General features: G+C 62.4%; 2 protein-coding genes. Both read left to right on the forward strand.

Annotated elements, in window-relative coordinates:
- The coding region (locus MYF83_RS42185; RefSeq protein WP_248966438.1) for a transposase at positions 1-210 on the forward strand (210 nt) is incomplete at its 5' end.
- The coding region (locus MYF83_RS42190; protein ID WP_248966439.1) for an IS3 family transposase at positions 207-1,099 on the forward strand (893 nt) is incomplete at its 3' end. The genes MYF83_RS42185 and MYF83_RS42190, both read left to right, overlap by 4 nt.

Below are 1,099 nucleotides of genomic sequence, written 5' to 3' on the forward strand. Positions count from 1 at the left end.
GCTCAGGTCGCGAAGGAACTCGGGGTACACGAGGCGACCCTTGGCAATTGGGTCAATGCTTATCGGCGCGAGCACGCGACCGACGAGCCGCCGTTGAGCGTCAGCGAGCGCGCCCGGCTCCGCGAGCTCGAACGCGAAGCCCGAGAACTTCGTATGGAGAACGAGTTCTTGAAAAAAGCCGCAGCGTACTTTGCCAGGGATCATCGGTGAGCGACAAGTTCGAGTTCATCGACGCACAGTACGCAGCCAACTCCGCGACGAACGTCAGGGGCGTCCCGCCGGTCGGGAAGATGTGCGCCTGGCTCGGTGTTTCCCGCTCCGGTTTCTACGAATGGCGGCATCGGCCCGCATCGGCGACCGTGCGACGCCGTGAAGAACTCAAGCTCTATATCGCCAGGTCCTTCGACGATTCCGACGGCACGTACGGGTACCGGCGGGTGCATGCCGACCTGGCCGGCTGGGGCGTGCGGTGCGGGCCTGAACTCGTCCGCGCCCTCATGCGTGAGCTGGGGCTGGAGCCCTGCCAGCCCAGGCCCTGGCGGTTCAGCCTTACCGAGGGCGACGGCCAGGAGCATCGCATCCCTGATTTGGTGAACCGCGACTTCACTTCGGACGCGCCGGGTACCAAGATGGTCGGCGACGTTACCTATATCGCCACCTGGGAGGGATGGGTCTATTTGGCGACGGTCATCGACTGCTATACCAAGGCTGTCATCGGCTGGGCGATGGACGACAACTACAAGACGCCGCTCATCGAGGCCGCCATCGAAATGGCCGCCCGCAACCACCGACTCGCCGTTGATGCGATTTTTCACTCCGACCGCGGAAGCAACTATACTTCCCGCCAGTTCGCCAAGACCCTGAAGAAGCACAAGCTCCGGCAGTCCGTCGGCCGGACAGGAATTTGTTACGATAACGCGATGGCCGAATCGTTCTTCGCGGCACTCAAGAACGAACGCGTCCACCGCACCCAATATCCGACTCGCGAACGAGCCCGCCGCGACGTTGCTCGTTACATCGAATTCCGATACAATTCGAGGCGCCGCCACTCAGGACTCGATTACCGGACCCCGCAACAGGTCCACGACGAGTACCTGAA

The sequence above is a fragment of the Sphaerisporangium perillae genome, from assembly GCF_023276435.1.
Taxonomy (GTDB): domain Bacteria; phylum Actinomycetota; class Actinomycetes; order Streptosporangiales; family Streptosporangiaceae; genus Sphaerisporangium; species Sphaerisporangium perillae.